Here is a 23,341-nt window from a genome sequence, read left to right on the forward strand (position 1 = left end):
CCAGCCTATACAAGTCAAGAATGCCTTAATTGTGGTCGGTTAATCCAAAAGTCTCTATCAGTCAGAACTCATGTTTGTTCCTGCGGATATGTGGAAGATAGGGACAAGATGGCGGCATTAAATATACTCAAAAAAGCTACGATAGGGCATATCGGAAGCTGGTCGTCAGACCTAAACGCTTGGGGAGATTTAAGCTCTATTTTGGTTGGTAGAAATACCTGCTAAGACAACTTGAGTCAGTGAACCAAGAATCCCTCGCATAAGCGCGACGGGAGTGTCAATATCTCAAGTAGTCAAATTTTTGCTCACCATTTTTCGCCTAGACTTCTTGGGGTTAACCGGATTGTTGGGGAAATTAGGCAAGGAGTCTAGGTTGATCTAATGCTCAAGGACACCTCGAATAAAAGATTTTGTTAACAAAGTGTTGGTCGAGGAAATCTCCTTGATCTACATTGATGAAGAGGGAATTATTTTCAAGAACTAACAAGGCGCTCCGTCCCTCAAAATTCGATTTTTCGAGGTAGCCTAGACATAACGCCTTGGTTATTGGCTAAAATTAAACTTTTTTTGCCCATCAATTTAAAAACTTGCGTTTTTTTGATCATCTTAGCCTAGAGGACTGAGTAGTATGAGTTACAGCAAAGTTGATTTGTTAATTTTGTCCATCAGTGTAATCTGGGTTAAATCTCTCACTTTTTCCCGTTATCAATTACTCAAGGGGTAGCTCGATCAATTGGACTTATTGAGAAAATCTTCGTACTAATTGAGAGTAAACCAAGGTTTGATCAGGGTTTCAGGCGGTGCAATGCTGAAGTAAATCTATTTTTCGAGGTACCCCCAAGAGGATCGATAACCACTGATTCCGAGCCAGTAATGATACACTAGGCATGATTTAATTACAAACCTCGATCGCAAAAGGAAATAAATATCGATGAAAGCCATGATTTTGGCGGCAGGCAAAGGAACTCGTGTCCGTCCGATTACCCATACGATTCCCAAACCCCTGATCCCGATTTTACAAAAGCCGGTGATGGAGTTTTTATTGGAACTGTTGCGACAGCATGGCTTTGATCAGATCATGGTGAATGTCAGTCATTTAGCCGAAGAAATTGAGAGTTATTTCCGCGATGGTCAGCGTTTTGGGGTGCATATCGGCTATTCTTTTGAGGGTAGAATCGAAGAGGGCGAGTTAATCGGTGATGCCCTAGGATCGGCGGGCGGTTTACGACGAATTCAAGATTTTAATCCCTTTTTTGACGATACTTTTGTGGTTCTCTGTGGTGATGCGCTGATTGATCTCGATCTAACCGCAGCCGTTAAATGGCATCGAGAAAAAGGAGCGATCGCCACTATCGTCACCAAAACTGTCCCCAGAGAGGAAGTATCCAGTTATGGGGTGGTAGTTAGCGACGAGGAGGGACGGATTCTCAGTTTCCAAGAAAAACCGGCCATCGATGAAGCTTTGAGTACCTGCATTAACACGGGGATCTATATTTTTGAACCAGAAATCATTGATTTTATTCCCCCTAATAGTAAATACGACATTGGTGGCGATTTGTTCCCCCAATTAGTCGCTAAAGCTGCGCCTTTCTACGCTTTAAACATGGATTTTGAATGGGTGGATATTGGTAAAGTCCCCGACTACTGGCAGGCAATTCGCGGGGTGTTATCCAGGAAAATTAAAAATGTTGCTATCCCCGGCATCGAAGTCAAACCGGGCATCTACACGGGCTTAAATGTGGGGGTAAACTGGGATCGAGTCGATATTACCGGACCTGTGTATATCGGGGCAATGACGCGCATTGAAGACGGGGCGAAAATTGTCGGTCCGAGTATGATTGGCCCAAATTGTTGGATTTGTGGCGGCGCAACAGTGGATAATAGCGTTATTTTTGAATATTCTCGCCTCGGTTCAGGGGCGCGTTTGGTGGATAAGTTGGTCTTTGGGCGCTACTGTGTTGATAAAACCGGCGCGGCGATCGATGTGGAAGCGGCAGCCTTGGATTGGTTGATTACCGATACCCGCAAGGTTCCCCCAGAATTTGATCACCCTAAACATCAGGCAATTCGTTCTTTATTCAATGGCAAGTAGGCAACACCGCAACGGGGAACTTTTTACTTGATAAGTACCTAAGCAAAATTAATTACACATATCTAACCACTCCTTGCATGAGTGCCTTTTGCCTTTTGCCTATCCTAACCAAGACATTAATTTTGCACGACTACTTATCATGTTTGATTCTCCTGTTGATCTTCTCATTCTCTCCAATGGTCCTGGAGAAATATCTACATGGGTGCGTCCAGTTGTCAAGAGATTGCGACAAAACTTAACAGAAGATCGATCGCGGTTGCGGATTTCGGTGATTCTTTCCCCTTGTACTCATTCTATGGGGGCGGAAACGGAAGTAGTTAGGAAATATCCGGAAGTCGATCGAGTCCAGTCGCCAGAAAACTTCTTTAATTTTCTTTTCTGGGGAAAAACCGCCGATAATTGGGATTGGCACCCCAAGGGCATCGTTTTATTTTTAGGGGGCGATCAATTTTTTGCCCTCACCATCGGTAAACGTTTGGGTTATCGCACCGTTATCTATGCGGAATGGGAAGCGCGTTGGTATCGGGGGATCGATCGCTTTGCCGTGATGAATACAAGTGTATTAAATAATATTCCCCAACAATATCAGCATAAATTTACTGTTATCGGCGATTTAATGGTGGATTTGCCCACTGCTATCACCCCTGATGATGCTACCTTAATTGCACTCCTCCCGGGTTCCAAACCCTCGAAATTAGCCCAGGGTGTACCCCTAACCCTAGCCATTGCTGAAAAGATACACGCGCAGGCTCCCCAGACTAAATTCTTAATTCCCGTCGCTCCTACCCTAAATTTAGCTTATTTGGCGAAATTTGCCGATCCTAGCTATAATCCGATGATCACTAAAACCGGTTGGAGTGCTGCCCAATTAAAAAACGGCGAAAAACCCTATCTAGAAACAGATAAGGGGGTAAAAGTTGACCTAATTACCGATTTTCCCGCCCATAACCAGCTTTCTCGCTGTCATTTAGCTTTAACGACGGTGGGTGCTAATACTGCTGAATTAGGGGCGCTGGCAATCCCGATGATTATTTTACTACCGACTCAGCAACTAGACGCGATGAGAACTTGGGACGGTTTACCCGGTTTATTAGCTCAACTGCCGGGGGTGGGTTCTTTATTTGCTAAGATAATTAATCTCTATATGTTGCGGAAAAAGCGTTTATATGCCTGGCCAAATATTTGGGCCGGTGCCGAAATTGTTCCGGAATTATTGGGGGAATTACAACCAGAAGAAGTGGCAAATATGGCTAGTTCTTGGTTAGAAAATCCCCAACAATTAGAGGCTATCCGGCAAAAATTGCGGGCAGTGCGCGGGCAAGCAGGAGCAGTGGATAAGTTAGTATCTATTATTGCTGAACAATTGTCTAGTTTTTAATCAATTAGATAATTAAGCTTGTTGGTAGTGAGGATCAATTGCGATTAATTTATTAACAGTTTGATAGAATTCCTGCTGATAAAATTCCCGTTGATTGCCGTCGCCAGAATTAATTAATTGTTCTTGACAGTAGCGACGATATTCCATTAAACTAATTTTTTCCATAGCTATAATAGCATCTTTAATTTGTTCCTCTGGTTGCAAAATTTCCTGACTGGTATGTTCATTTAAGTGAAATAAAGAATTAAAATCACGATTTTTGTCTGTAGTTATCATCAATAAATGATTCTGTAAAGCTGACATCAAATCTCTTGGTTTAGTAATTTGGTTTTCTAAATCTAGAATTACTTGCCATAACCAACGATAATCAGGGACATTAAAAATTAAATCTTTTTCATCCAAAAGTTCACAAATGAGCCTCCGATATTCGGGAGAATGGAGATAGATTAATAATAATAACCATTCGGCTTTTTCTGTGCCATTTTTTTCGGATTTATCTAAGATGTTTTTACTCTTAATTGCTGGGGATTTTCCTTGAGGTTTATTAACCTGTTTGGAGAGATTTTTTAAAATATATGGCAAACGAGTAGCATCTTTTTGAGCCAAAATTTCAGCACAATAATCGAGGTAAAAAGTGCGTTGATTGCCATCGATTAACTTTTGCAGTAAACTCACCATACTATTAGCTATTTGTTGAAAATGTAGTCCCTGTTTTAAATCTTTATTAACCAACATTTGCGAGATTTGCCAATCAATCCAAAAAGGAGATTTTTCGATTAATTCTCGATAACTATTTACCCCGTCAGCACGAGATTTAAGAAATTCATCGGCATCTTTACCATCGGGAAGATTAAGGATTTTTAGGTTAACTTGTCCTGAATAAACTAGAGAGTTAATTTCCTCGATCGCCCTTTGTGTCGCTTTAATTCCCGCTTGATCGGCATCAAAATTAAAGATTATTTGTTTACTTTCACTGTAGCGCAAAAGTAGCTTAATTTGCTCTTGACTTAAAGCTGTTCCTAAACAGGCAACCACATTAGTGATACCAGCAGCATGGAGAGCGATTGCGTCAAAATAACCCTCCACAACTATCGCTAAATCTTGCTGAATAATTGCCTGTTTAGCTCGATCAAGAGCAAAGAGAGTTTTTCCCTTTTCAAATAGAGGAGTATCGGGAGAATTTAGATACTTTGGTTGTTCATTACCTAAACTACGACTACCAAAAGCGATCGCTCGTCCTTGACTATCAAAAATAGGAATCATTAAACGATCTCGAAATTGATCGTAATAACCGCTACCATTTTGACGCGCTTTAATTAATCCCGCTTGTTCTACTAAAGCCACAGGATAGCGCTTTTGTTCCACTAAATAACGATAGAGAGTTTCCCAACCTTCCGGAGAATATCCCAGTTGAAAAGTTGCGATAGTTTCTGGGGTTAGTTGTCGTTGTACCTTGAGATAATCTAACGCTTTTTCCCCTTGGGGTTGACTAAGGGCGTGTTGATAAAAACTCACCGCCACGGCCATTATCTCGTATAATTGTTCCTTGAGGGATAATTGCTGTTCTAATTCCTGACGCTGTTCTACTGCTAGAGTTTTAATCGGGATTTGATACCTTCTAGCAAGATCGAAAACCACTTCACTAAAAGATTGTTTCCCCACCTCCATGAAAAATTTAATCCCGTTTCCCCCCGCACCACAGCCAAAACAGTAATACATTTGTTTGGCAGGACTAACCGTAAAACTAGGGGATTTTTCCTCGTGAAAAGGACATAAACCGACGTATTCCCTTCCCCTTTTTTTGAGGACGACTCTCTCCGAAATTAAATCCACAATATCAATTCTTTGTTTAACTTCTTCGATCGTATCTGGATGTAGTCGCGGTGTATCCATAATCAGTTATCAGTTATCAGTTATCAGTTATCAGGAGATTTGCTTTTATTTATTCTCCCCGTCTCCCCAATTCATCATTCATCATTCATCATTCCCACTCCCCTCTCCTTCTCCCCCATCTCCCCACTGCGATGGCTGCATTTTGTCCTCCGAAACCGAAACTAAGACAGAGACAATTGTGCAGGGAAAAATTAACAGCCGATCTAATTAAATTTAATTGAAAAGGCGACTCGCGCACACCGACACAGGGGGGAATTAGCTGATTTTTCAGAGCCATTAAACAAAAAGCCACACCTAATGCCCCCGAAGCCCCTAAAGTGTGTCCTGTTGCGCCTTTTGTCGAGCTTACAGCCACTTGCGAACCAAAAATGCTGGCGATCAGGTTTGCCTCCCGTTCATCGTTTAAACGCGTGCTAGTGCCGTGGGCGTGAATGTAATTAATTTCATCTTTTCTTAATTGACTTCTGTGCAAACATAGTTCTATGGCTTTGGTAGCGCTACGATTATCGACCGCCGGGGCGCTAACATGATCGGCATCACAGGTAAAACCATAGCCCAAAATTTGCCCGTAGATGGCGGCATTTCTGCTTAAAGCCAGTTCTTCCGATTCAAGGACTAAAATCGCGCCACCTTCCCCCAAAACTAAGCCTTCCCTAGCTCTATCAAAAGGATAACAGCCCGTTTTCGCCAAAGCTCCCATCTGTTCAAATCCCACCAGAGTTAAGGGAGTGATCGGAGTTTCGATCGCCCCGACTAAAACTCGATCGCATTCTCCCATTTTGATTAATTCTATACCCTGAGCGATCGACCAGATGCCCGTGGCACAGGCCGCCATGGGTGCTAAGACTGGGGCGCCAGTTTCTATCAATCTAGCGGTCAATACCGAGGCGCGATCGGGTAAACTATCTAACCAGTTTTCTACTATTCCCGTCGCTGCCATCCGTTCCCATAAACCCTGACAACCACGACTAGAACCGATAGTGACACCACAATCCTTTAAGGGAGGGGTTAACTTCGCGTCTTCAAGGGCAGCAATCAGGGCAATTTTGGTTAAATCCTCTAAAAATGCCGGTTTGTGACCGATTAAACCCAGGGGTAACGCGGGTAAATCAGAAAATGGTTGTTGTCTAGTTATACCAGTTTTGCCCTCTAGTAATCTTTGCCAACTCTGACTTAAATTTCCCAGAGAACTGATCAACCCAATTCCCGTCACCACAACATTCATTTATCAGTTATCAGCTATCGGAATATTAAATGATTGGGTGGGTTAGGGGGAAAATTAAATTATCGTCCCGCGAACCCACCCTAACCGATCGCTATTTTTTCAGATTTTCTGCACCAGAAATAACTTTGGCCGAGTCAATTTTATCCCCTTGTTTAATCGTATCGATCACTTCCATTCCCTTAGTGACATAACCAAAAACGGCATAATCACCATCGAGGAAATTGATATCCGACAGGGCAAAATAAAACTGAGAAGAAGCGGAATTAGGTTGTTGAGAACGGGCCATCGCGATCGCACCGCGTTTATGGGGTAAAGCGACGATGGGAGTGCGCGACGTGGCCTGTTGACCGATTGATTTCCCATAAATCGGCTCTTTTTCGTCTTTAAGGAGAATTTCTAGGGGAACATAACGGGATTGCTTGGTTTCTGGATCAACAAAACCACCGGTTCCGCGACCTTGGGGATCACCACCTTGGGCGACAAAAGGCTGCGGTTCTGTAACCACGCGATGGAAAGTTAAACCATTATAAAAACCTCTCTCCACCAGATCCACAAAATTACCGGCAGTAACTGGGGCCGCATTGCCATCAATTTCGATCGTTACCGGTTTACCTTTGATGATCATCTCGACGACAGCAGTTCCATCTAAGCGGGGTTTGTAATTATCCATGTTGACACTGCCCGAACTGGCAGGTTGAGAGGTTTGGGTGATACTAGAATTATCGGGGGTGGAGTTAGCTTCTGGGGAAGAACAGCCGAAAAGTGTGGTCGTTGTGATTAAAAAAACACAAACCACAGACAGCCAGCCAGATTTTCTTATCTTCATCATTTTATAGCCAAAAAGAGCGAAAAAAGGCCTACAATCCCTCTAGAGGAATTTCCAGAAAACGAGCGAGTTCCGCTCCTTGATTTTCCAATTCCGAGAGGGACATCGGATCACCGACGCGAGTTAGAGGGATATCGCGACGCTGTTTAATCCGCAGGAATAGTTCCCGTTTCGGGTTGAGTCCTTCTCGCACTTCGGCCCGCACAGCTTGCACATCTTCGAGAGGCCAATCGAGATCAACGCGACGATTTTTGCCGGGGTAGCCCCAACGAAAGATTTTAAGTTTGCCAGTTTCCTTATTAAACTCGTTGTAACCACCTCCGACATTCCAGAGGAGAGATAACCAGAGATAGATGGCTAAGAGGGTCCCCGCAGTGCCATAAAAGAGGAGGGCGACCCCTTGGGGAATAAATTGTAAGGCACTGGTATCGCTAACGAGAAGTAGATTGACCTTCAAATAACTGGAAAGACCGGCAAGGAGAAACCCTAGACCGCCAATAGAGACGATTACAGCCCAAAAATAGTTACTAGGGCGACGCGCTCCCACTACTTCTTGCCGTAGGATCAGGCTATCTTTACTTGTTGTTTGCGCTTTCATGAATTCTTTTTAAGGTTGCCTAGAGTTATTTTACCAGCTTTTTTCTCGCCACTTCCCCAACCCCGACCCAGGGATGCATCCGTTGATTTTTCTGAGTGTACCCATGTTTATTATAATATTTACTTATAGGTGAGTGGGGGAAGTTTAGGGGAAAATTCCCTAATCGTAATTCTCCTCGGCAACAATCATGCGTTAGATTTATTCGGGGTTTCCTTAATTTGTACCCAGTAAAGGCACATTCAGATACAGCACGGGTTATGGTCTTTTGTCAAGGGGGAAGTCCAATAATTAAATCTCCACCTTTTAAAATACAAATCGACTATTAGAAGTAAATCCGTAGTCAATTACTCATAACTTCGGTGGCCGCTCGTAACCTTTAAGGTGTTTGTCCAAAGACCATATATAGACGCGGCGGCTTGGATTTTGATCACAAATTTTCTGCCAATCATGAATGATAGAAAGGTCTCCCAGTCCCCTACCTCCCATCGCTTGATCAGGAAACTCTTTTAACCATCCTTGCAGGTCTTCTTTCTTTAGAAAACTAATGGGGGTGAAGGGAGATTTTCCTTCAAGAGCTTGTGTTACCTGATTTACAAATTTTTCTGCACAAATACGTCGCTGATTGCCATCTCGATTTTGGGCAATATGATTGCCAGTTTCCAGAATGGTTGCCATTGGCAAAAAAAGAGATTCCCTAGCTTTAATTTTCTCTTCTAATTTTTGAAGTATTAACTCAGATTGACTCGCTTTGTGGGGGACATTAAGTATCTCTAAAAAGCTCGAAGTATCGATCAGACAAATAGCTCCCATCAGGCTACTTCTCCCTGTTTTAATTGCTCTAACCAACTTAGCGCGTTTTGTTGACGTTGTTCTGCTGTGGACTTATCCTTTAAGAACTTATCTAATACTTGTTTAGTCATCAACTGACCAAGAGTTCCCTGCACAATTAATTCGGGGAAACGCTCTAAATCAGCTAATCGGACAATACGACTATCTCCTGCTTGCGGATCTCGGTAACAACAAAGTACATTTCCAATATCACTATCGGGTACTGCATCTAGTAACGCTGGGTTATGGGAGGTGATCAGTACCCTCAGTTTTCTTTCTAAGGCGATCTCCCGAATTTGCTTAACTAAATTATCTGCACGACTGGGATGAACACCATTATCGATCTCTTCAATAATTACGAAAGTTCCAGGATTTACACTTAGTAGAGTTGCAGCAATCGCTAAAACTCTCAGAGTACCATCAGACAACAAAGGAGCATCTATCTGATGTTCTTTGTTCCCAAAAGACTCTATTAGTTTCACCATAACATCGTTGCGGTCTGTAATGATAAAGCGAATATCAGTAATATCCTGTTCTGGTAATGAACGAATGAAGTCAAGCAACTTGTTTTTTTGAGTCTCTCCCTGCTGACAAACTGCGTAAAGAACACTAGAAAGGTTAGAGCCATCTTCTTTAATATCATCATCTTTAGCGTAAGCATAATCCCGCATTACTGCTGGACGAGGATCAAGAAAGACGATATTCCTCAAGGTTTCTCGAATTACTTTAGTAACTGCTGGAATAATTTTTTGTGATTTAGTATGACTTTGCTGGAACCGACTGGGAGTTTCCAATTGATAAAAAATGGCTTGTCGGTTAGAACAAGGTATATGAGGCTTATTTTTACCTGTCTTAAAATTGTTATACATCACCCTAATTTCATCGGTGTGCGGGTTAGGATCGCTATCAATTTTGTAAAGTGTTAATTCCTGATCTTTATTAGCTTTACTGACACTTTCTCCGATTATAATAAGTTGGTCTGATAATAGCCCAATTTCAATCTCAAAATCAGTCCAACCGTCGGGAGCGTTATCAATGTGTACTCCCAAGGTAAAATACTGTTTTTCTGCACCGAAAAGATCGATCGCTTGTCCACGAGCAATTGCATTCCCGCTTTGAATGTTGCGTTCAATGTCATCTAACCTGCTGCCTTTCGCTAACCACGAAAGTAAGCGAATTGCTTCTAGTGCATTACTTTTACCTGACGCATTAGCACCGATTAAAAAGGTGATGGGTGCTAGAGACAAGGTTGCCTCCTGATAGCTTTTGAAATTCCGAAGAGTCAGCGATGTTAACATACTTTTCACCCATTAAATCTTGACTGGTGCAGTTTGAGCATTTGTACTAAAAGTTCCAATACCAGCGCAGCTTATAGACTCTAACAAGTACCGAAAACTAGCACCCATAACCTTGAAAACTCAAACTGTAGGGCAGGGCATATCCGAACAGTATAATCTAGGCTTGGGGAGATAAGGTCGCTGTTTATTGGCATTAGGGCGGAACCCTTACCCTTACTGCAGGTCGCTTCTCAGAAAAAATTGAAAAGACGCTACTGGGTACATTTTCCCCTTGAAAATGGCTGTACCGTTGATTGTATCTAGAGTAGAGCGATTCTGTGGAGTTGGCTGTATGGTGATCGCTAACCTTATGATCACAGATGATGTCATTAATCTTTAGAGTAAGCAATTCCCTCTGTAGCCATGTTTTTGCTGGTTTTCTGCCCCGAAACAAGCTATAATGATCTAAGGGTCAAATTAGAAGATTTTTGCCGCAAACCCTATCTGCGTAAATACTTCAGGATTTTGTGTTCAGTAGCTCATTGGTATTATATGGCTTTAACTCAGGCTCTGTAAGACTTTTAGCCATAGCTAGTATTTTTGTACGGGTAAATTCCAGAGCTAAATGGTTGCCTTTTTTAACTTTTTTATTGATCTCATTAAGCATTTCTACTTATTGCAAGGGTGAGATGCTCCCTTATGAAATATGAAACTAGAGGCAAAGTCAAAATTAATAATCGTCTTAATTCCAATGAAATTAAAAGATATTGTCAACAAAGTCAAAATAGATTCTAGAAAATTAACCCAATATGCTCTCAATTTAGACAATCCAAAAGGATTAAATAAAGCCATCATGTTTCAACGCCACTTAGGATATACTCAAGATAATTATGAGCCACTTCTACAACAAATCGCTAACAAATCCCTTGAAGCAAAAGCTGTTTATCAAAGTACAGATCGACATGACAAACGCTATCAAGTTGACCTAGAAATTACAGGAATTGAACCAGGGCAACAAGAAATAGTGAGGACTGGATGGATTGTTGAGCCTGATAGTGATACAGCTAAATTAGTAACTTTATATGTGAGAAAAAGACCATGATTAAACCAGAATTATTTGACCTTGTGGAATTATTAGTTGACTTGCCTGAACATAACTTAATAATGGGAGAAAAAGGGACAATTGTTGAAGACTATAATGATGGTTGTTACGAAATTGAATTTAGTAATGATCTAGGGGAAACTATCGCCCTTTGTTCTCTCCCAATGCAGCAATTTATTGTAATCTGGAAAGCTCAGAACAAAACTTGGTTATCTTTAACAGAAAAGCTAACAGCTTTAATCGATAAATTACCCAAAGAAAAGCAACAAAAAGTTTTAGATTTCACCCGCTCTTTGTATCAATAAAATCGGAAAAAATAGGCTATTCCAGAATTGTTATGCAAATAATTAACTTAAAATAAAAGCTAAAATTCATATAGGGAAGGACTTAAGGCACAAACAAGTTAAGGACACAAAGATAGACAATAGAGTTAAGATTTGATATAATCGCCAAAAACGAGAGTATTTTACCTATGATAGTTGACAAATTTTTGAACCTAAAAGGAACCTCTATTCAAGGCTATCGACACCTAGAAAATATCGGTATATTTTGACGAATCGAATCAAAAAATAAAAAAGCAACGGCTCGAAGGCGTTAGATTTATTTGGGGTTTCCTTAATTTGTACCCAGTAAAACCCCATTCAGATACAGCACGGGTTATGGTCTTTTGTCAAGGGGGGAAGTCCAGCTATAGCAATCCTAAATAAATAGATCACTTATGATAATACCCGCTTTTTATTGACTTTATTAGCTATGAAGTCTTAGATATAGCGTTTTTAAATATTGCTTCTAGCTTGAACTTCAAGTTGTGCCATGATATTCTGAACTTCCACATAAACATCTGCTGTTTGTGTCGTATCTTCAAGGCGTACAACTACCGCATAAGGTACAGGATCAGGATTTTCACGATTCCATTTTTCGTAAGCAGCAATAGCTAATGTGTAGCAGTTTTGACTATACTCAGATTTGTGCTGCTTCCACTCGCATATTCCATGTTGAACTGTTCCTCTAGAACGTAGAGTAATACCGGGTTCAAATTTTAATTCTTTGGGATTTTCTCCAGTCTCCTCATCATTCTCCTCTTCTTCTACAGACATATACTTAATAACTTCTTCTTGGTCCACATTGCCTCTAAACATTCGCCATTTAAGGGTTGTTCCTAAGTAGGTTTCTAATCCCCATCGCTGAACTTCAGGAGCATAAACCACTGTAACAGTTAACCGTTTTACTTTTGTTGGTGGTGTTTCTACTAAACACTCAGGAACAGGAATCTCAAAAAACTTGACAGTATTAGGTTGAATTTTCTCCTGGAATATTAGAATTGCCGTGTATTTATCACATTCCGTTGCTCTGATATCATCTGGTATTCCGTAACCAACCACATTTAACCAATGTTTAGGTTTTTTCTCATCCATTGCCTGCTTAAAATTGTCAAAATTTCCATAATAGGGAGGGTAAGTAGCAGAATTAACGGTTAGTGCTTTCAATAAAGAGGCAGAAATATCATCAAAACCAAGAGACTGCATATCATAGAGAATACGAGCCATTTTATGAGCAACACGAGGAGCAGCAAAACTTGTCCCTGACTTATGAGTAATTGCAGGTGTCAGTTGATGACTTGCCATTATTACATTCATCCCTGGATTTTCTCTTACTGTGCCATTTTGATCTAATAAATAATTGCCACCATATTCCACTAACTCAGGTTTAATTTCACGGTTAATTCCAGGTCCACAACGAGTAAAAGGAGAAGGTTGATGTTTTTCTGCTATTGCCATTGCTGTTGTTATTTGTCCTACTGCTTGAGTAGTAGGACTCATAGAACCTACTGTAATAGCGAGTGATGCTTGTCCAGGGTCATAAATTGAGGCTTCATCGTCTATAAAATATTCTGGATAAGCTAATCCATCCCCATAATAGTATTTGACATTAGAAGTTGATATATTGCCTGTAACTGTAATAAAAACTATGTTATGTTCCCTGGAAAGTTTATCAATCGTTCTAGCTATCCAAGAACGACGAGGAATCGTTCGCTTTGCTTCTTCATGCCATTTTCGATTGATAAATTGAATAGATAAATTAAAAATTTTAATTCCAATTAAAGTAAAAGTTTTAACAACTTCTTCCAAGATTTTGGAAAATAATCGCTCATCTTCAATTTCATTATCTTGATTTAAAACTCTAGCACTAGCAATCCAAATCTTTCCTCTATTTTCTGCATTTTGGTATAAATTTAAAGCATAATAAGAAGCTAAAGAAGCCACACCAGAACCATGTCCACACTCATCGTTAGGATTATCTTTATCTGATTCAGTCCTAAGAAAAGAAAGGATTAAATCTTCTCTCACCACAGGTTTTAGAAAAGGATTTTCAATCGTAACGCCTGAATCTACAATACAGACCATTGGTGCATCTGAGGGAGGACTGATAAATTCACCTAATTTTTCAACACTAAAGTTTCTTAGTGTTTGATGAAATGTTTCAAAGGCTGGACGAGCATCAAAATAGACTATTTTAGTTTGCCACTTCCTATCTTCTACTAATTCTTGAAAAACTTCTCCGGTACATCGAATTACAGCACGACAAGTTCCTTTGATTTCTTCTTGCTCAAATAAATTTCCTTTAGTCCCACTCTCAAATAGTTTGCTTATTTCTTCTCGTATTTTTAATAACTCCTGTCTCTGCTGCTTTTCCCCCCTTTCTAAAGACATCATTTCAATCTCAAAAATTATCCAATCCTTCTGAATTAATTCATCATATTGCTCAAAAAACACTTGACAAAGACGGTCTTGGGGAGAAGCTTCTTCTATCGTATTAAGATAGGCAAAATCTTTATTAGGGGGTTGCCCTCTTTTTAAGTCTCCTTCCCCAAATTCCTCAATTTTTTCTTCAAGTTTATCTAATTTTTCAGTTCGAGGAACAGCAAGAGTAAAATGTTGCGTAGATTCAGCAATTGGTTTTAAACCTGTACCACTTAAATTAATTTTTTGTTCATGTTCCAGTTTAATTAATACGGACTTTCTTTCCTCTTCAGACATTTCTTGTAGTTGACGAGAGATCCTTCTAACTTGCTGTCTTAAATTATCAGCTTTCTCTTTTCGCTGTTGGATTTTCTCTGGTGAAAGTGGCAGCAAACGAGGTGGTTCCTTACCACGTTTAGCCGTTTGAGGTTGAGTAAGAGATAAGAGAGGAAAATCTGGGTTCATTACACAATTATCCTAGTTTTTGTTCTTGCTTCAGATGAGGCTTTTTTAAAAGCTTTAAGTTGCTCGGAAATATCTTGACTTTGAAGTTGTTCTCGACCTTCAAGAATCATCGTTTTAATAGCTTCTATCGTGATACGTTGAATATCTGCATACGATAATGAACTCATATTCTTAGCGATATATTCCAGTGAGCCATCAAAATAAACTCCATTTAAAAGACTTTGAAGATAAAGCTCTCGTTCGGTTTTAGTGGGTAAGGAAAATTCAATCAAATCATCAAATCGTCTCCACAAAGCAGGATCTAGTAAATATTGATGATTACTCGCTGCAATGACAATACTTTTGGATGAATCAAAAGAATCCATAGCTTGCAGTAAACTATTAACAACTCGTTTGAGTTCCCCTACATCATTAGGATCATCTCGATTCTTGCCCACTGCGTCAACTTCATCTAAAAGCAGTACCATTGGAGTTGTGTTAGCTAAATTAAAAACACGCTGGAGATGAGAAGCAGTATCTCCTAAAAAACTAGAAATAACAGCACTTAATTTTAATAAACCTACTGGAAGCCCAAGTTCATACGCCAAATATTTTGCGGTAAACGTTTTACCACACCCAGGAGGCCCCCAGAAAAGAAGTTTAGTCTTTGGTAAGTATCCATACTTAGCTAATTTTTGTCGTTGACGATGCTCATCTAAGACTCTCTCTATTTTAGCTTTAGTTTCTTGATTAAAAACAATTTGAGTTGAATCTATAGAGCTTTCTTCAAGTATAACTAAATCCTCGCCACTGCGACGATCTTTAGGGAGTAATCTTAATCCATTCTGTGGAATCTGTTTCAACGGTTGCTTTCCTAAAACTTGCTGTAGCTCTTGAGCAAGAGCATGATGATTAGCGGCTAATTCATCGGCAATAAGAGACTCCGCCGCTCTGTAAAAAGCAACATCGTCACGCTCTTTGAAGGCTTGAAATAGCCTTTTAAGTTGTTTTTCAGCTATCATCATCTCATGTCATGGCTCAAGTTTACACTCAGAGACTCGCCCAACAAGCCAAATGTGTCTCCGATTATCTAAAGGTTCTCTCCACAAGTTATATTAAAGTCGCCTGTTTAAAATTTATTCAATCTTAATAATATTATTGTACTAACTCTAGACCTTCTAAAGCAGCTGAGGTAAATTGTAAATTAATATTATGCCGTGAGACTGTGATACACCTCAAACTTAAACAAGTCTCATTTTTTTTTATTTGTTAATCTTTTCTTTTGCCTAGACAGGTTTAACTATATCTTTTTGTCGAAAATTCCACTAATTACTTTTTGGGATAAATTTACCCTTTACATAGTAACTTTTATATTCTGACTTTTTCAGCCAACAATATGTAACCCAATTAATTGAAGACGGGTTGACTCACCGAGAAAATGACAGTGAACCGCATCCCTAAGCATCGACGCTGGGTTTCTAGCTCCTCCGCTTATCTAAAAAACGATTTCTCTCATAGTATTTCTAGCTCGGATTCACTCTTGCTAAAAATTCTACCAGACAAATAGAAAAAAAGGGAGGTCTAAGAACCCCCCTCAACAGTTAATAATTAGATGACAACCAAATTAGTAGCGGCCGGCATTGGGTTTATGAACAATAAAGCTCATGGTTTGACATTGTTTGATGTTGTCAAAAGCGATAACGCGGATGTAGCAATCAGAATATTCAGTGCGGCACTCGCGAACTTCATTAAGAACTTCTTGGGGGCCAGAAACAGAGAATAAAGGCAGTTTCCACATCGTCCAATGATAATCCGCGGGTTTGGGATCTTTTTCAAATTCCACAGCAGGAATATAACCCTGATCGATCATGTATTGAATTTGTTTAGCAATTTGTTGATCGGTGAGGGGGGGCAAGTAGGAAAGAGTTTCGTAACGCTTCTCTTTAGGTAAAGTTTTCATGGGTTTCTTGATTCCTTATGGGTTGGGTAGATCATCAACATCGAGATTTAATTCCGATGTCTCTGGTTGACTTATAGCAGTACGGGTGAGACGTTCCAAAAGTTGCCGACGATGTTCGGTATTGTCATTAATAATTCCCGTTTTTACCATCTCTGGCAAGAACTCTAAAACCTGTTCGGCTAGATGTTCTCTTACCGTCATGATCCGCAAAACTAACTCTTTATTCTCAGTCATTAACCCCGCAATATAGGCCTCGCCATCCTGAATGGAATGGCTAGAAGTATAGTGACTCAGCCAAATAGCCAAAGTGGGATTAGTTTCTGACAATTGATCGATAATCGTGCGAACCGCTTGGTAAGTTAGGTAACTTTGTAAGACTTTCGCGGTATCTTGAACAACTTTTTTCGGATACATTTTATACAGTTTTCAGTTATTGGCTAGACAGTTATCAGTGTTGAAATTCTAGCGACTGCTTGCCGATTTTGGGCAAGTCCCCGGCATTATTTTCCACCGATAACTGCTAACAACCTTCTGAAGGGCTGTATTAGAGGGTATCCATAGCCTCGAACTCGAATTTGATTTCTTTCCAGAGTTCGCAAGCGGCAGCTAGTTCAGGACTCCAACGGCAAGCTTCCCGGATAACGTCGTTACCTTCGCGGGCCAAGGAGCGACCTTCGTTACGAGCTTGGATACAAGCTTCCAGAGCCACACGGTTAGCGGTGGCACCCGGTGCGTTACCCCAGGGGTGGCCGAGGGTTCCACCACCGAACTGTAAGCAGGAATCGTCACCGAAGATTTCCACCAGCGCCGGCATATGCCAAACGTGGATACCACCGGAAGCAACCGGCATTACCCCGGGTAAGGAGGCATAGTCTTGGGTGAAGAAAATACCACGAGCGCGATCTTCTTCTACATAGTCTTCACGCATCAGGTCAACAAAACCCATCGTGATGCCGCGTTCACCTTCGAGTTTACCGACAACGGTTCCAGAGTGCAGGTGATCACCACCGGACAGACGTAAGCACTTAGCTAAAACGCGGAAGTGGATACCATGATTTTTCTGACGGTCGATAACCGCGTGCATTGCCCGGTGAATGTGGAGCAGTAACCCTTTGTCGCGGCAGAATTTCGCCAGGGTGGTGTTAGCGGTGAAACCACCGGTGAGGTAGTCGTGCATGATGATGGGGGTTTTGATTTCGGCGGCGAATTCAGCCCGTTGCATCATCTGCTCGCAGGTAGGAGCGGTTACGTTGAGGTAATGTCCTTTAACTTCGTTGGTTTCTGCTTGGGATTTAGCGATCGCCTCTTGGACAAAGAGGAAACGATCGCGCCAACGCATGAAGGGTTGAGAGTTAATATTTTCGTCGTCTTTGGTGAAGTCTAAACCACCGCGGAGACATTCATAAACGGCACGACCGTAGTTTTTAGCGGAAAGGCCGAGTTTGGGTTTGATGGTGCAACCGAGTAGGGGGCGACCATATTTGTTTAATTTGTCCCGTTCAACGGTGATACCGTGGGGAGGACCTTGGAAGGTTTTGATTAAAGCGACGGGGAAACGGATATCTTCTAAACGGAGACCGCGTAGAGCTTTGAAACCGAAAACGTTACCAACGATCGAGGTGAGGATGTTGGTGACGGAACCTTCTTCAAATAGATCTAAAGGATAGGCAACGAAACAGAAGAACTGGTTATCTTCGTTGGGTACGGGTTCGATATCATAACAACGGCCTTTATAGCGATCGAGGTCGGTTAAGTTATCGGTCCAAACAGTGGTCCAGGTACCTGTGGAAGATTCCGCCGCTACCGCCGCACCTGCTTCTTCAGGAGGAACTCCTGGTTGGGGTGTTACCCGGAAGCAAGCTAGTAGATCGGTATCTTTGGGGGTGTAGTCGGGGGTGTAGTAAGTCAGGCGGTAGTCTTTTACGCCGGCCTGGAAACCTTTGGATTTGGCTTGCACCATTGGGATTATTCCTCCATAAACTGCATGATTAGTCGCACCTGTAAAATCTCGCCGTCAACCGACATAGATTTTTCTTAAGCTCCTTTCCCCTGCTGCTAGGAGCGAAGTTAGGGAGCAATTTTCACTAATGTTTTTTTCAACTGATCATCTTAACACGAACTTTACCCTATTCTGATCATTTTTTTCTTTATCCCTAAAATTTTGATTGTTTTTTTTTCTCGGGGGGATTAGTTTCTTTAATCTGTCGTCATCTAACTTTGACAATCTCTACAAAAACACAAAAAAATCAACAAAAATTTACCTGATTGACACGCAGAAACTTCTGCTCATCAGGCTTTGAGCGATTAAAGCTAATCCTTAATTGAGGAAGATTATCAATAATTACAACCTCAAAAAATGTCGGCAATCGCTAAAGATGAATTAGATTTCTAAGCAATTATACCCAGTACCTAGAGGACAGTTAGACAGCCGTGAACTCTAGATAAATTAGGTCTAATTACTCAGTAATTATTGTTGAGATTTTTGGCTTGTGAACGATTATTTTCCCCTTCAAGAATTATGGTTATTGTTGCCATTAAAACGATGACGTTCTGGAAATAGCGTGACCAATAACTGATTGATATAGACCTTTCCGACCACCGATGCTTGATTCGGTCGGTTAGTAGTAGATGCTGGTTCTCTGGTTTCCGTAGAACCTGCCTCGGCCACCATTTCCTCGCCATCCCAAGGACTGGCCACGGTTTCGGAGACCACTTCCTCCACTGACGGCACTGGGGACACTTGACTGACTACGGGTTGCGGTTCCGGTAAAGGGGGTCTTTCCGGTTCCGATCGGGTCGCTGACACTTCGATGGTAATTTGACGGGAAGTATCTCCGATCAGGGAACCGGACGGCACGAGCGACATCGCTGCCACAGAAGCATTAAAAATCGTTGTGGTTGACCCAATACAGGCATTTTCACCGATTTCACCCCGACCGACGACGAGAACACCTGTACCTAAAATTGCTCCCGCACCGATAGCAATAACACCCTGATAGGCGGTTAAAATTGTTCCCATACCCAGGCAAGCACCCGCACCGATAATTATTTGGCTATTGGGGGCTGCTCGGAGAATCACCCCCGGAGCCACGATCGCACTCTCATCAATGGTTACATCACCATTGACATAGAATTCCGAGCGGCTAATAGGTTGAACGGGGGGTAAGGACATAATTGACAGTTATTCAGTGATCAGTGATCAGTGATCGGGGGTTAGGGGGTAGGGGTTAGAGTTTCGGGCATTTTTCCCGATCCGCCAACACCTAACACCTATCTCCCTTCACCGATCGCCGAGTTCTGAAATTAAGGGCGTTGAATAATCGATTCGAGAACACGACGTTTCGCTTGGGAGTCAATCCCGATTAGACGAACGTATTCCCCTTGATGGTCGCGCAGACAGGTTTCTAAAGCGGCCACCACATCGGATTCGCGACTGCTCTCGATCGGGGTGCAGCTTTGCCAAGAACTGGTTTTAAAACGACGTTTATCCGCGTGTTCGGCCCCGATTTTGTGACCTTGGTTCAATAAAGAGCGAATTTGAGTGATCGTTTCTGCGGTTAAGGTACTGGTTAAAGTGGCAGTACCGCCGCCAGAAGAACCAGAAGCATAGCTTTTGAAACTCGGTTCAGCAACGGTGGCGGTTTTACTGCTGCCATTACTACTCACCGAACCATCGGGACGCTGGATCACCGTTTCTAAAACCCGTTTTTTGGCCTTAGCATCGATACCGAGTAAGCGGACGTATTCGCCGCTATGTTCGCGTAAACAATCTTCCAAAGCAGTAATTACCTCAGATTCGCGATTGCTTTCGATCGGGGCGCAACTCTGCCAAGAACTGGTTTTAAACCGGCGTTTATCCGCGTGTTCGGTGCCGATTTTGTAGCCTTGGGCGAGCAGGGAACGAATTTGAGCGATCGTTTCCCCACTTAAGCTACCACTGCTGCTATAACTGGCTCCGTTACTAGCGGGGGCGCTGTAGCTGCTGGCTTTGCCGCTGCCGTTACTAGCGGGGGTGCCGCCGGGGCGGTGAATAATCATTTCGACGACCCGTTTTTTCGCTTGCGGGTCGATCCCGATCAGACGGACGTACTCATCGCTATTTTCAGTCACGATCGCTTCAATATCGCGAATGATGCCCGCTTCGCTCTTGGTTTCGATCGCAGGTCCAGTTAACCAAGAACTGGTTTTAAAACGGCGTTTATCCGCGTGTTCGGTGGCGATTTTCAGTCCTTGGGCCAGCAGGGAACGCACTTGTACGGACAGATCCGAATGGCCGTTACCGTTGCCATGACCGCCGTGGACGGCGGTGGTGGTGCGGGCCGTTTCTCCCGGGGTGTCTTCGGGGCGTTGGATAATCATTTCCAGTATGCGCCGTTTAGCGGCGGGATCGACTCCGATCAGGCGGACGTATTCGCCTTGCAGGTCTCTCAGGGAGGCTTCTAGGGATTGGGATACCTGTTCTTCGCGGCCGCCGTCGATAAAGCCGGCACTTAACCAAGAACTGGTTTTAAAGCGGCGTTTGTCAGCGTATTCGATGCCGATCTTGTAGCCTTGGGAGAGGAGGGAGCGAACCTGCGCTCGAATGTTTGTATTTAAACTCATAGGTGTCACCGAATTTCTATATAGCGTCTCATTAGCGATGTTTATAGCGGCTGCTGGTGCAGGAGTCGCTGGGCTGTGGGCTTTGACCGGGACGCTGGGGGCGAGGTCGATATCGACAATGTGACGAGTGAAGGCTCGATCGATTTCTGTGACATCGGGTAAGCGATCAGCCTGTTGTTGGCTGGTGATCACGGAACCGGATGGCACGAATTTACCGGCGGGGATTTCCACGTCTTGAACGAGGGCGTGCATCATGACGATGCAATCGGCCCCGATGCGGGCATTAAAGACGGTGGAGCGAAAACCGATAAAACAGCGATCGCCCACATAGGCGGGCCCGTGAATGAGTGCCATGTGGGTGATACAGCTGCCCCGGCCGATCCACACCGAATATTCTCGGCCGTCATCTCCCACCACACGGCTTTTTTCTAAACCGTGGATGATTGCTCCGTCCTGAATTTTGCTGTCGTCGCCAATGTGAAAGGGGGTTCCTTCATCGGCGCGGATGGAAGTCCCCGGAGCAATCACCACTCGCGCCCCGATCTCGATAGCGCCACTGAGGTTAGAGAAGGTGTGGACTTTGGCACTCTCGTCTATGCGCGTTTCCTCTGGGGATTTGGTCCGCTTTTTCGGACTAGCCGCCGTTGTGCGGACGACCATAGTTAGTCTTCCTCCATACTGAATTTGGCTGGCTGGTTGTTAATTAACTGTGTTTGGGTTCTATCGATGTTTAACCGGATTGACGAAATTCGTCTCTCTTGCTGTAGAGGGTGCGATTTTCTACGGTTATAGTGTCAATAATCCCCACCACCATCGCGTCAAGGGGGCGATTGTTCTGCCCGTCTTCGATCCGAGCCGCTCCTCCCCGGGACACTAGCACCCATTCATTAAGCCCCGCTCCGACAATATCACCCGCTACTTCGTATTTAGGCAAAAGTTGCCCCTGTGCGTCGATGAATTGCAAAAGCAGAAGTTTCACTCCCGTCATACTGCGCGGTTTCAGGGTGCTAACGACGGTTCCGCAAACTTTGGCAATTTGCATGGAATTTGTTTACACTAAAAGTTAGTTGCGCTCTAGATTCGTCTTAAAGGTTGTGGGTTAACACTTTCACGAAACTGTTCCACGGCTTCTGTATAACGAATGGGAAGAACGTATTCGAGGTTTTCGTGGGGACGGGCGATGATGTGGGTCGAGAGGACTTGACCACCTTTAACACGATTAGATGCCGCTTCTGTCCCCGCCGATACGGAGGCCTGTACTTCCGAAACGTCCCCCCGGACGATTACGGTGACGCGACCACTACCAATTTTTTCGTAACCTACTAGGGTTACGCGGGCGGCTTTTACCATGGCATCAGCCGCCTCGACAACGGCTGGGAAACCCAAGGTTTCCACCATGCCCACTGCAATTGACATAATATTTTTGTCTCCTAATGGTTGGCTTTCTTCGACTCTATAGATGCTGACCCCGATTAACGGTGTTTAATAGCTGCGGAATTGCTCTACTTCTTCGGTGTAGCGAATGGGCAGCACGTATTCGAGGTTTTCGTGGGGACGAGCGATGATATGGGTAGATAGCACTTGTCCTCCGTTAACCCGGTTGGCGTTTTCCACTCCAGCGGCTACAGAAGCTTGCACTTCTGAAACGTCTCCCCGGACAATGACAGTGACGCGACCACTACCGATCTTTTCGTAACCCACTAGAGTCACCCTGGCGGCCTTGACCATGGCATCGGCCGCTTCCACAACGGCGGGAAATCCTAGGGTTTCAATCATTCCTACTGCAATTGGCATTTTTTTGTTCCTCGCTTGTCAAGCCAAACTAAACTATTAATTTCGTTAGCGTTATCAACTTTGTTTCAGTCAAATTCTTTCCTTGTTACTTTTCCTGCTCTAGCTTTGGTGGCAGTCGGGATCGTGGCAAGGTGGGGGTAAGACCATCCTAGATTTTATCTCGATCGTGACTGTTTTCATCCACTAATTTTATTTTCTAGGGCTGGTTGGTAAAAATTTGACGAGTCAGGCAAAATTATCAACCTAAAAAAAGCATAGGAAACTATGACACCTTTGACAATATAAAACATTATGATTATTTCTCATCTTCCGGTTAACGAAAGTTAATCATTCCTTCCCTTCGTCCATCAGCCTCAGCAATTCTCAGGACATTGACAGCTAAAACCTTTGCTATGACTGCATTTGCCCTTTAACTTCTCTCTTGGCAGCTCAATTGTCTCTGCTGGATTTACTGGCAGATAAAAGCCTATTTTTCCCTGATTTCGGCTTTTTTATAATTTTTTTATACTATATACGGCTGGGGTTGGGGAGAGAGGAGTGGGGAGAATAAATAAAAATAATCTCCTGACTCCTGACTCCTG

At 42.8% G+C, this 23,341-nt stretch carries 21 protein-coding genes; 5 read left to right on the forward strand and 16 right to left on the reverse strand.

Annotation, left to right across the window (positions count from 1 at the left end; translation table 11 throughout):
- From H6G40_RS07805 to H6G40_RS07815, 3 genes are all read left to right on the forward strand, one after another.
- Positions 1–225 (forward strand): zinc ribbon domain-containing protein (locus H6G40_RS07805; protein WP_190537497.1); only part of this gene is annotated, 225 nt, incomplete at its 5' end.
- 706 nt (positions 226–931) lie between these two features.
- Positions 932–2,092, forward strand: coding sequence for a nucleotidyltransferase family protein (locus H6G40_RS07810; protein WP_002734722.1), 1,161 nt, complete (start codon positions 932–934; stop codon positions 2,090–2,092).
- Between the two features lie 139 nt (positions 2,093–2,231).
- Positions 2,232–3,470, forward strand: coding sequence for a glycosyltransferase family protein (locus H6G40_RS07815; RefSeq protein ID WP_123230629.1), 1,239 nt, complete (start codon positions 2,232–2,234; stop codon positions 3,468–3,470).
- A 12-nt stretch (positions 3,471–3,482) separates the two neighbouring features.
- Here H6G40_RS07815 and dnaG read toward each other — a convergent pair whose 3' ends face one another.
- The 6 genes from dnaG to H6G40_RS07845 form a co-directional block, all read right to left on the reverse strand.
- On the reverse strand, positions 3,483–5,363 hold the full coding sequence (gene dnaG / locus H6G40_RS07820; RefSeq protein WP_069474419.1) for a DNA primase: 1,881 nt from the start codon (positions 5,361–5,363) through the stop codon (positions 3,483–3,485).
- A gap of 88 nt (positions 5,364–5,451) precedes the next feature.
- Complete coding sequence (locus tag H6G40_RS07825; protein ID WP_123230627.1) at positions 5,452–6,588, reverse strand: beta-ketoacyl-ACP synthase; 1,137 nt, start codon at positions 6,586–6,588, stop codon at positions 5,452–5,454.
- A gap of 91 nt (positions 6,589–6,679) precedes the next feature.
- Positions 6,680–7,417, reverse strand: a complete 738-nt coding sequence (locus H6G40_RS07830; RefSeq protein ID WP_002791172.1) for a peptidylprolyl isomerase — start codon at positions 7,415–7,417, stop codon at positions 6,680–6,682.
- Between the two features lie 28 nt (positions 7,418–7,445).
- Positions 7,446–8,012: a photosystem I assembly protein Ycf4 gene (locus tag H6G40_RS07835; protein ID WP_002733435.1), complete on the reverse strand. Its 567-nt coding sequence runs from the start codon at positions 8,010–8,012 to the stop codon at positions 7,446–7,448.
- A gap of 348 nt (positions 8,013–8,360) precedes the next feature.
- Positions 8,361–8,822: a hypothetical protein gene (locus tag H6G40_RS07840; RefSeq protein ID WP_123230626.1), complete on the reverse strand. Its 462-nt coding sequence runs from the start codon at positions 8,820–8,822 to the stop codon at positions 8,361–8,363.
- Positions 8,822–10,138, reverse strand: a complete 1,317-nt coding sequence (locus H6G40_RS07845; RefSeq protein WP_190537499.1) for an AAA family ATPase — start codon at positions 10,136–10,138, stop codon at positions 8,822–8,824. The genes H6G40_RS07840 and H6G40_RS07845 overlap by 1 nt, the downstream gene beginning before the upstream one ends.
- A gap of 730 nt (positions 10,139–10,868) precedes the next feature.
- On the opposite strand from H6G40_RS07845, the gene H6G40_RS07850 reads away from it, so the two are divergent.
- The gene (locus H6G40_RS07850) at positions 10,869–11,219 is read left to right on the forward strand and encodes a DUF6883 domain-containing protein (RefSeq protein ID WP_159247607.1); all 351 of its coding nucleotides are present in this window, start codon (positions 10,869–10,871) and stop codon (positions 11,217–11,219) included.
- Complete coding sequence (locus tag H6G40_RS07855) at positions 11,216–11,524, forward strand: DUF4926 domain-containing protein (RefSeq protein ID WP_002759315.1); 309 nt, start codon at positions 11,216–11,218, stop codon at positions 11,522–11,524. The genes H6G40_RS07850 and H6G40_RS07855 overlap by 4 nt, the downstream gene beginning before the upstream one ends.
- Before the next feature lie 471 nt (positions 11,525–11,995).
- Here H6G40_RS07855 and H6G40_RS07860 read toward each other — a convergent pair whose 3' ends face one another.
- From H6G40_RS07860 to H6G40_RS07905, 10 genes are all read right to left on the reverse strand, one after another.
- On the reverse strand, positions 11,996–14,425 hold the full coding sequence (locus H6G40_RS07860; RefSeq protein ID WP_190537501.1) for a S8 family peptidase: 2,430 nt from the start codon (positions 14,423–14,425) through the stop codon (positions 11,996–11,998).
- Positions 14,425–15,429, reverse strand: a complete 1,005-nt coding sequence (locus H6G40_RS07865; protein WP_190537503.1) for an AAA family ATPase — start codon at positions 15,427–15,429, stop codon at positions 14,425–14,427. The genes H6G40_RS07860 and H6G40_RS07865 overlap by 1 nt, the downstream gene beginning before the upstream one ends.
- Positions 15,430–16,028: 599 nt before the next feature.
- Complete coding sequence (locus H6G40_RS07870; protein ID WP_002741682.1) at positions 16,029–16,364, reverse strand: ribulose bisphosphate carboxylase small subunit; 336 nt, start codon at positions 16,362–16,364, stop codon at positions 16,029–16,031.
- Between the two features lie 15 nt (positions 16,365–16,379).
- Positions 16,380–16,778 (reverse strand): RuBisCO chaperone RbcX, encoded by a 399-nt coding sequence (gene rcbX / locus H6G40_RS07875; RefSeq protein ID WP_002732424.1) that lies wholly within the window; start codon positions 16,776–16,778, stop codon positions 16,380–16,382.
- A gap of 130 nt (positions 16,779–16,908) precedes the next feature.
- Positions 16,909–18,324 carry a form I ribulose bisphosphate carboxylase large subunit gene (locus tag H6G40_RS07880; protein WP_046662935.1) on the reverse strand — a complete coding sequence of 472 codons (1,416 nt, stop codon included), beginning with the start codon at positions 18,322–18,324 and terminating at the stop codon, positions 16,909–16,911.
- Between the two features lie 549 nt (positions 18,325–18,873).
- Positions 18,874–19,536 (reverse strand): beta-carboxysome scaffolding protein CcmN, encoded by a 663-nt coding sequence (locus H6G40_RS07885; protein WP_002734538.1) that lies wholly within the window; start codon positions 19,534–19,536, stop codon positions 18,874–18,876.
- Positions 19,537–19,667: 131 nt separating this feature from the next.
- Positions 19,668–21,626, reverse strand: coding sequence for a RuBisCO small subunit-like domain-containing protein (locus tag H6G40_RS07890; RefSeq protein WP_002777285.1), 1,959 nt, complete (start codon positions 21,624–21,626; stop codon positions 19,668–19,670).
- 70 nt (positions 21,627–21,696) lie between these two features.
- Positions 21,697–22,008, reverse strand: a complete 312-nt coding sequence (locus tag H6G40_RS07895; RefSeq protein WP_002734360.1) for a beta-carboxysome shell vertex protein CcmL — start codon at positions 22,006–22,008, stop codon at positions 21,697–21,699.
- A 32-nt stretch (positions 22,009–22,040) separates the two neighbouring features.
- A complete protein-coding gene (locus H6G40_RS07900; protein WP_002733426.1) occupies positions 22,041–22,382 on the reverse strand; it encodes a carbon dioxide-concentrating mechanism protein CcmK in 342 nt (113 codons plus the stop codon).
- A gap of 66 nt (positions 22,383–22,448) precedes the next feature.
- Complete coding sequence (locus H6G40_RS07905) at positions 22,449–22,760, reverse strand: carbon dioxide-concentrating mechanism protein CcmK (RefSeq protein ID WP_002734613.1); 312 nt, start codon at positions 22,758–22,760, stop codon at positions 22,449–22,451.
- Positions 22,761–23,341: the final 581 nt, after the last annotated feature.

The sequence above is a fragment of the Microcystis viridis FACHB-1342 genome, from assembly GCF_014698335.1.
In the GTDB taxonomy this organism is placed as follows: Bacteria; Cyanobacteriota; Cyanobacteriia; order Cyanobacteriales; family Microcystaceae; genus Microcystis; species Microcystis ichthyoblabe_A.

Bases quoted from the DNA above. Each gene is read 5' to 3' on its own strand.
- H6G40_RS07810 (WP_002734722.1), top strand. From the start codon at position 932: ATGAAAGCCATGATTTTGGCGGCAGGCAAAGGAACTCGTGTCCGTCCG.
- H6G40_RS07815 (WP_123230629.1), top strand. From the start codon at position 2,232: ATGTTTGATTCTCCTGTTGATCTTCTCATTCTCTCCAATGGTCCTGGA.
- dnaG (WP_069474419.1), bottom strand. From the start codon at position 5,363: ATGGATACACCGCGACTACATCCAGATACGATCGAAGAAGTTAAACAA.
- H6G40_RS07825 (WP_123230627.1), bottom strand. From the start codon at position 6,588: ATGAATGTTGTGGTGACGGGAATTGGGTTGATCAGTTCTCTGGGAAAT.
- H6G40_RS07830 (WP_002791172.1), bottom strand. From the start codon at position 7,417: ATGATGAAGATAAGAAAATCTGGCTGGCTGTCTGTGGTTTGTGTTTTT.
- H6G40_RS07835 (WP_002733435.1), bottom strand. From the start codon at position 8,012: ATGAAAGCGCAAACAACAAGTAAAGATAGCCTGATCCTACGGCAAGAA.
- H6G40_RS07840 (WP_123230626.1), bottom strand. From the start codon at position 8,822: ATGGGAGCTATTTGTCTGATCGATACTTCGAGCTTTTTAGAGATACTT.
- H6G40_RS07845 (WP_190537499.1), bottom strand. From the start codon at position 10,138: ATGTTAACATCGCTGACTCTTCGGAATTTCAAAAGCTATCAGGAGGCA.
- H6G40_RS07850 (WP_159247607.1), top strand. From the start codon at position 10,869: ATGAAATTAAAAGATATTGTCAACAAAGTCAAAATAGATTCTAGAAAA.
- H6G40_RS07855 (WP_002759315.1), top strand. From the start codon at position 11,216: ATGATTAAACCAGAATTATTTGACCTTGTGGAATTATTAGTTGACTTG.
- H6G40_RS07860 (WP_190537501.1), bottom strand. From the start codon at position 14,425: ATGAACCCAGATTTTCCTCTCTTATCTCTTACTCAACCTCAAACGGCT.
- H6G40_RS07865 (WP_190537503.1), bottom strand. From the start codon at position 15,429: ATGATGATAGCTGAAAAACAACTTAAAAGGCTATTTCAAGCCTTCAAA.
- H6G40_RS07870 (WP_002741682.1), bottom strand. From the start codon at position 16,364: ATGAAAACTTTACCTAAAGAGAAGCGTTACGAAACTCTTTCCTACTTG.
- rcbX (WP_002732424.1), bottom strand. From the start codon at position 16,778: ATGTATCCGAAAAAAGTTGTTCAAGATACCGCGAAAGTCTTACAAAGT.
- H6G40_RS07880 (WP_046662935.1), bottom strand. From the start codon at position 18,324: ATGGTGCAAGCCAAATCCAAAGGTTTCCAGGCCGGCGTAAAAGACTAC.
- H6G40_RS07885 (WP_002734538.1), bottom strand. From the start codon at position 19,536: ATGTCCTTACCCCCCGTTCAACCTATTAGCCGCTCGGAATTCTATGTC.
- H6G40_RS07890 (WP_002777285.1), bottom strand. From the start codon at position 21,626: ATGGTCGTCCGCACAACGGCGGCTAGTCCGAAAAAGCGGACCAAATCC.
- H6G40_RS07895 (WP_002734360.1), bottom strand. From the start codon at position 22,008: ATGCAAATTGCCAAAGTTTGCGGAACCGTCGTTAGCACCCTGAAACCG.
- H6G40_RS07900 (WP_002733426.1), bottom strand. From the start codon at position 22,382: ATGTCAATTGCAGTGGGCATGGTGGAAACCTTGGGTTTCCCAGCCGTT.
- H6G40_RS07905 (WP_002734613.1), bottom strand. From the start codon at position 22,760: ATGCCAATTGCAGTAGGAATGATTGAAACCCTAGGATTTCCCGCCGTT.